This window comes from Streptomyces sp. CoH27 (assembly GCF_020181035.1).
Taxonomy (GTDB): Bacteria; Actinomycetota; Actinomycetes; order Streptomycetales; family Streptomycetaceae; genus Streptomyces; species Streptomyces camelliae.
The window spans coordinates 34,651-41,658 of sequence record NZ_JAIQYY010000005.1; the positions used below are offsets into that span (position 1 = coordinate 34,651).

6 protein-coding genes are annotated in these 7,008 nt (G+C 72.6%); 1 reads left to right on the forward strand and 5 read right to left on the reverse strand.

Annotation, left to right across the window (positions count from 1 at the left end; all coding sequences use genetic code 11):
• Positions 1–12 precede the first annotated feature (12 nt).
• Complete coding sequence (locus tag LE548_RS09005; RefSeq protein ID WP_225096147.1) at positions 13–924, reverse strand: ABC transporter permease; 912 nt, start codon at positions 922–924, stop codon at positions 13–15.
• Between the two features lie 204 nt (positions 925–1,128).
• Between LE548_RS09005 and LE548_RS09010 the strand changes: the two genes are divergently transcribed.
• Positions 1,129–1,755: a TetR/AcrR family transcriptional regulator gene (locus LE548_RS09010; protein ID WP_225096148.1), complete on the forward strand. Its 627-nt coding sequence runs from the start codon at positions 1,129–1,131 to the stop codon at positions 1,753–1,755.
• Here LE548_RS09010 and LE548_RS09015 read toward each other — a convergent pair.
• The 4 genes from LE548_RS09015 to LE548_RS09030 form a co-directional block, all read right to left on the reverse strand.
• Positions 1,727–2,698 carry an ADP-ribosylglycohydrolase family protein gene (locus LE548_RS09015; protein ID WP_225096149.1) on the reverse strand — a complete coding sequence of 324 codons (972 nt, stop codon included), beginning with the start codon at positions 2,696–2,698 and terminating at the stop codon, positions 1,727–1,729. The two genes, LE548_RS09010 and LE548_RS09015, sit on opposite strands and share 29 nt — an antisense overlap.
• A 10-nt stretch (positions 2,699–2,708) precedes the next feature.
• Complete coding sequence (gene galE, locus LE548_RS09020; RefSeq protein WP_225096150.1) at positions 2,709–3,689, reverse strand: UDP-glucose 4-epimerase GalE; 981 nt, start codon at positions 3,687–3,689, stop codon at positions 2,709–2,711.
• A gap of 158 nt (positions 3,690–3,847) precedes the next feature.
• Positions 3,848–5,560: a glycosyltransferase family 2 protein gene (locus LE548_RS09025; protein WP_225096151.1), complete on the reverse strand. Its 1,713-nt coding sequence runs from the start codon at positions 5,558–5,560 to the stop codon at positions 3,848–3,850.
• A 46-nt stretch (positions 5,561–5,606) separates the two neighbouring features.
• Positions 5,607–6,884 carry a glycosyltransferase 87 family protein gene (locus LE548_RS09030; protein WP_225096152.1) on the reverse strand — a complete coding sequence of 426 codons (1,278 nt, stop codon included), beginning with the start codon at positions 6,882–6,884 and terminating at the stop codon, positions 5,607–5,609.
• Between the last annotated feature and the right edge of the window lie 124 nt (positions 6,885–7,008).

Consider the following 7,008-nt stretch of genomic DNA (forward strand, 5'->3'; position numbering starts at 1 on the left):
TCGGGAGTCTGCTCAGCCACGGCCGTACTTCTCCTCTGCCTTCCAGAAGTAGATGAAGCCGCCGACGCCGACGACCAGGGCCCAGCCGATGGCCGTCGGCCACACGTGCGGGGGCAGCTGCTTGGCCTTGAAGCTCGCGATGAGGGCGTACCGCATGAGGTCGATGTAGACGGCGGCCGGGTTGGTCTCCAGCAGGACCGTGACGATGTGCGGCAGGTGGTCCTTCTTGGTAAGGCTGTGGATGCTCCACATCACACCGGACACGTACATCCAGGTGCGCAGCACGAACGGCATCAGCTGGGCGATGTCCGGGGTCTTGGCGCCCATCCGCGCCATGATCAGCGACATCCCCGCGTTGAACACGAACTGCAGGACCAGTACGGGGATCACCAGCAGCCAGGAGAAGGAGATCGGCACGCCCAGGCTGAGCAGGATGACGACCAGTGCGGCCATCGAGAACAGCAGCTGCTGGAGCTGCTGGATGCAGAAGGAGATCGGCAGGGCGGCGCGCGGGAAGTGCAGGGCGCGGACCAGACCGAGGTTGCCGGAGATCGCCCGGGTGCCGACCTGGATCGAGCTCTGCGTGAACGTCCACACGAACACGCCCGTGACCAGGAACGGGATGTAGTCCGGGACGCCCTTCTTGGTGCCGAGCAGGACACCGAAGATGAAGTAGTAGACCGCCGCGTTCAGCAGCGGGGTCATGACCTGCCAGATCTGGCCGAGCTTCGCCTCGCTGTACTGCGCGGTCAGCTTGGCGGTGGCGAAGGCGGTGATGAAGTGACGCCGGGCCCACAGCTGGCGGACGTACTGGGGCAGGGTCGGGCGGGCACCGCTGACCGTCAGGCCGTGGCGGGCGGCGAGTGCCGCGAGATCGTCGTCCGGGACCTGGGTGGGGGGCGGTGTGTCGAGGACCTGGCTCACATCCGCTGCTTTCGTTCGGGGGAGGGGGGTGCCGCGTCCGGCTGGCCGCCGGGGCGCGTCAGGTTCGTTCCGTCCGAGGATTCCTTACGCTTCTCTTCACGTTCTCTTACGTCGAGACGGAACCGTATCGTCGCAACGGTGAGAGTAGAACCAATCGACGTCGGAACGCAACCGTTTCGTCGTCACGCACCTATGCTGTGAGACATGACGACGAACGCCGACGAGATCCCGAAGCGTGAACGCCGCAGGGCGCCCGCGGGAGCCGCCGTGCTCCGGGAGGATGTGACCGAGGCCATCCGGGCAGCGGTCTTCGAGGAGCTCGCGGCGGTGGGCTACGCCCGCATGTCCATCGAGGGCATCGCGCGCCGGGCGGGCGTCGGCAAGACCGCGGTGTACCGCCGGTGGCGCTCCAAGCTGCACCTGGTCCTGGACGTCGTCTCGGCAATGGCGGTACTGGGCCTCCCGGTCCCGGACACGGGCTCGCTGGAGGACGACCTCCGCCTGCTGTACGAGGTCACGTCCCGCGCCCTGCGCCACCCGGTCGCCTCCCAGATCATCCCCGACCTCCAGGCCGAGGCGGCCCGCAATCCCGAGATCGCCGAGGCCTTCCAGAAGGCCCTGCGGGACGGCCAGGAGGGCGTGGCCAGCAAGATCGTGGCAGCGGCGGAGGCACGGGGCGAGGTGCGGTCGGGCATCGACGGCGACCTCGCCCTGGACGTGATCTCGGGCCCCCTGTACTGGCGAGCGGTGGTCATCCGCTCCCCCAAGCTGCCGAAGGGGTACCTGGAGCAACTGGCCCGGGCTACGGCCGGGGCGCTGAAGGCGCTGTAGCGGGCTCGTCCGGGCCGAGAAGCCGCTCGGTCAGCCGGGCCAGGTCCCGCGCCCGCAGCACCCGCCCCGCGAACCCCGGCAGCGGCACGTGGAGCGGCTCGGTCCAGCGGACCGGTATCCCGCTCAGGCCGTACACCGCGCCCGCCAGCGCCCCGGTGACCGCCGCCACCGTGTCCGTGTCGCCGCCGAGGTCGACCGCCGCGCGGACCGCCTCCTCGTACGAGCCTGTGGCCCGCACCGCCCAGACCGCCGAGCCCAGGCACGGCCACACCGCGCCATCGAACTCCGTTGCCTGATCGGGATGCCAGTCGGGGGAGAGGACGACGGCGTAGCGCTGCCGGTGCGCGGGGTGGAGGGCGGCCAGGGTCTCCGGGACGGCGGTGAGCGGGTCCGCTTCCGTCAGGGCCACCCGGATGAGTTCGTGCAGGACCGCCGTTCCCTCCCAGGCGGCCGGGTCGCCGTGGGTGAGGGCGGAGAGGCGGCGGGCGGCGGTCATCGTCGTCTCGCGGCCGTGGCGGGCGAAGTGGACAGCGGAAGGGGCCGCGCGCATGAGGGCGCCGTTTCCCGCTGCCCGCTGGCTGGACCGGAAGTGCAGGGCGGCGGCTGTGTCCCACGGGTCACCGCTGGTCAGGACCGCCTCCGTCTGGAGGCCGATGTCCTTGGGGTCTGCCGCCGCCCAGCGCTGGAAGCGGTGGAAGACGTCCGGGAGGTCCAGGCCGCCGCGCTCGACCAGGGACTCGGCGGTCAGGACTGCCAGCTGGGTGTCGTCCGTCGCCTCGCCCGGGTCCCAGCCGCCGCCCCCGCACATCTCGGCTCCGTGTCCGGGGTGGGGGAAGCGGGCCGAGAAGGCGCCCTCGGGGCCGAACTCGAAGGGGGCTCCGAGGGCGTCGCCCACGGCGGAGCCGAGTACGGCGCCCAGGGCGCGCTCGGTGAGACCGGTCATACCCGGAAGGCTAGGCGCGGGCCGCCTCGGGGTGGTGGTGGACCCAGCCCTCCCAGGCCGACGTGATCATGTCGTGGACGTCGTACTTGGCCTGCCAGCCCAGCTCCGTGGCGATGCGGTCCGCCGACGCGACCACGCGCGCGGGGTCGCCGGGGCGGCGCGGGGTGACCGTCGGGGCGCGGTCGTAGCCGGTGACGGCGTTGATGCGGTCGATCATCTCGCGCACCGACACACCCTCGCCGCGGCCGATGTTCACGGTCAGGTCCCGGCCGGGGGCCGAGCGCAGCGCACGGGCGACGGCCACGTGGGCCTCGGCCAGGTCGACCACGTGGATGTAGTCGCGCACACAGGTGCCGTCGGGCGTGGCGTAGTCGTCGCCGAAGATGCGCGGCGCCGCGCCCTCGGTGAGCTTCTCGAAGACCATGGGGATGAGGTTGAACACGCCGGTGTCGGCGAGCTCCGGGGTGGCCGCGCCCGCCACGTTGAAGTAGCGCAGGGACGCGGTGGACAGGCCGGTCGCCTTGCCCGTCGCGCGGACCAGCCACTCGCCGGCCAGCTTCGTCTCGCCGTACGGGGACATCGGGACGCAGGGGGTCTCCTCCGTCACCAGGTCGACGTCCGGCATGCCGTAGACGGCCGCGGAGGAGGAGAACAGGAAGGACGGGACCTCGGCCGCCGTGACCGCCTCCAGGAGCGTGCGCAGGCCCTCCACGTTCTCCCGGTAGTAGTGCAGCGGGAGGTCCACCGACTCGCCCACCTGCTTCTTCGCCGCGAGGTGCACGACCCCGCTGATCTCGTGCTCGGCGAGGGTGCGGGCCAGCAGGTCCGCGTCCAGCGTGGAGCCCTCCACCAGCGGGACCTCCGCCGGCACGCGCGCGGCGATGCCCGTGGACAGGTCGTCGTAGACGACCGCGCGTTCGCCCGCCTCGGTCATCGCTCGTACGACGTGTGCCCCGATGTATCCGGCACCGCCGGTGATCAGCCAGGTCATTACGGCCGTCTCCTTGCTCAATCGGCCCGTGGAACCGCTCGGTGGAGCAGCGGGCGTGTCTCAGTGAAGCAGCAGGTGCGAGGCACCCGCGAAGCGGCAGGCGCGCGGCACGTGTGCGACGGGTGTGCACAGGGGGTACGCGCGCGCGTGCCGGCGTACTAGCGCAGCAGGCGCTTCAGGCGCCGGCGCGCCACCCGTACCGCACCGCCCACGCCGCTCGCGAGCCGCAGGGCCAGCGCGCCGGAGTGGGTCGCGTAGGGCTGGACCAGCAGCACACCGTGCCGGGGGCTCGGGACGGCGCGCCGGCTCAGCCGGCCGGCGCCCGTCAGGGCGTGCGCCGTGACCTCCCGCTGCGTGCCGTCCGCGAAGCGCACGGTCAGCCGCAGATCCCAGGTGCCCGCGCCGAGCGCGGCCAGGTCGACGGGGACCGCGGCCGTCCAGCTCTCCGGCTGCGCGTTCCCGCTCGCACCGGAGGGCGTGAGGGGGACCGTCGTACGCCCTCGCGCGTGCTTCTCGTCCTCGCGCGCCGTCCACACCACGTCCACCTCGCGCGGCCCCGCCTCGGCCACCCGGCCGTACAGCTCGTGCAGCCGCAGGTGCAGACGCGAGCCACGCGCGCGTGGCCGCAGTTGCGCGTCCACCGCGATCGGGAGGACCTCGGTGGGGCAGGTCAGGAACGGTGTCAGGCCGACCTGGGGGAGGTCGGCCGACCAGACGGGGGCGCCGTCGGCGTCCCGGGCGTACGGCGGCAGCAGCCGCGCCGGGCGCGCGGCCAGCTCCCGCAGCCGGGGCAGGTCACGCGGCTCGGGTGACTCCAGGATCACCCGCGCGAGCACCCGGCCAGGGGCGCCGGGGTTCAGCTCCCAGTCGGCGGCGTCGTAGCGCGCGAGGTACTCCTGGGTGTGCGTCCACCACGCGCGCCGGTAGTCCGCGCTGCGCAGGCCCAGCTCGCGCACATACATCCGCACGTCGTGGTCGAGGAACTTCGCCCGCGCCGCCCGCGCCAGCTCCTTCTGCCCAGCGCCCAGCAGGGTCTCGTACGCCAGCGCGCACGCCTCCGTGCGCGCCTGCCAGTTCCCGATGTGCTCCCGGTCCAGCGAGATCGACAGCCGTTCCGCGGACCGGCGCACGTGCCACACGTACACGCGGTCCGGGACGAGCGCCATGCGCGGGCCGGTGGCCAGCACGCGCGAGGTGAAGACGATGTCCTCGTAGTGGAAACGGCCCTCGGGGAAGCGGATGCCGTGCTCACGCAGGAAGTCGGTGCGGTACAGCTTGTTGACGCACAGCGTGTCGTGGACCAGCCGGAGGCGCTGGGCGGGGCGCGCGAGGACCGTGTGGGCCGTGTAGAGGGGCGCCTGCCAGGGCGTTTCGCGCCCCGAGGGCAGCTCCCGGCGCACGCACAGCCCGGCCGCGACCTCGGCGCGCGCGCCCGTGGCCGCCGTCAGCAGCGCGTCCACCGCACCGGGCGGCAGCACGTCGTCGCTGTCCAGGAACATCACGTACGGCGCCGTCACCGCGTCGATGCCGTCGTTGCGCGGGCTGCCGCAGCCGCCGCTGTTCTCCGTCCGGCGCAGGACCCGCAGCCGGGGCTCCTCGGCGGCCAGCCGCTCCAGCAGCTCGGCGCTGCCGTCGGAGGAGCGGTCGTCCACGGCGACGACCTCGGCGACCGCGGGCCCCTGCCCGAGGGCCGACCGCACGGCATCACCCACATGGGCGGCGTCGTTGTAGCCGATGACGACGACGGCCACCTGCGCCGGGCGCGCCTGCTCGGCGTCACCGGCGGCGTCGGCCGTGTCGGCTATGTCGCCCGCGGCCGGCGCATCGGGGGCGTCGGGTGCGGCGGGTGTGCTGTGCGGGTCAGGTCGCATGGGATCCACGGGGCCGGGAGCGTAGAAATTTTTGAATAGTACCTGGTCAAGAAAGGCTTACGGCTCGGTCCCGATGTCGTTCGGAACCGGGACGGGGTTCCGGCTTCGGCACGCTCTGTACCACCGGTGCCTCCGCCCGCGCCGCCTGCCACAACCGGACGAACGACAGTACCGCAGCGGCGGCCAGGACTCCGTTGCGGGCCACCATCAGCAGACAACCGGTCCAGGTGCCGTCGACGACCTCGCCGTAGTTCATCGGGAACACCAGGGTGCTCAAGCCGGCCGCCGCCAGGATCAGCACCGCGACCGGGCGTTGGCTGGTGTGCCGTGAGGTCAGGCACACGGCGGCCAGACCGATCAGCCAGATCATGTACTGCGGGCTGATGACCCGGCTGGTCACCGTGAACAGCAGCACCGCGCTCAGCGCCGCGTCGAACGGCGTCGCCTCGGTCCAGCGCCGCGCCCGCACCCGCCACACCACCAGCAGTCCGAAGCAGGCCGCCGTCAGCGTCAGGCAGGCCAGGGCGATGGCGTGCACATGCGGGCCGACCAGCTCGACGGAGCCGTACTGCATGTGCGGCCGGCCGGACCAGCCGGCGTGCCGCGCGAGGTTCAGCGCGGTACCGGCCAGCGACTCGATCTGCACCCCGCGCCCGCCCTGCTGCCGCAGGAAGGACAGCGGATTGCGGAACAGCACGGCGAGCAGGCCCAGCGCGACGGCCCCGGCGCCCGCCGCCCACCTCCACGCCCCGCGCGTCACCGGCCCCCGGGGCGTGCCCAGCAGCACCAGCGCAGGCCACACCTTCACCAGCGCGCCGAGCGCGGCGAGCGCCCCGCCCGCGCGCGGGGAGCGCGCTGTCGCGAGCAGGGAGAGCACGGCCAGGGCGGTCACCTGTACGTCGTACCGGACGAGCGGGAGCTGGAGCAGCAGCGGCAGACCGCCCGTCCACAGGGCCGCGCCGAGCAGGCTGCGCCCCGGCCGCGTGCCCGCGCGGATCAGCGCCGCCGCGACCAGCGCGTCCACGGCCAGGGTCAGCAGCCCGAACGCCTGGAAGTACGTCAGCCACGGCAGCAGAGCCGGGGCCAGCAGCACGGCGCCGGCGCCCGGCGGGTACTGCCACAGCGTGTCGTGCGCCGGGAAGGCACCGTGCGCGAGGACGCCGTACCAGTGGCCGTACAGGTACCAGACCTCACGCGCCACCGCGCCCCCGCCCAGCAGCGGGTGGCTGTCATGGGTGAGGAGCCACAGCGTCAGGGCGCGGGTGGTCAGCCACGAGGCGGTGACCCAGAGGACCGGGCCGGTGTGGACACGGAGTCGGTTCATCGCATGGGAGCGTAAGCGGCACAGAAGGTGTATCCGCGCCGATACACCGTTATGACTGCAAAAGGGTTGTCTCATCGCAAAAGATGCAGACATTGCGGCGGTACGTCCGTGTCGCCGGCCCGGG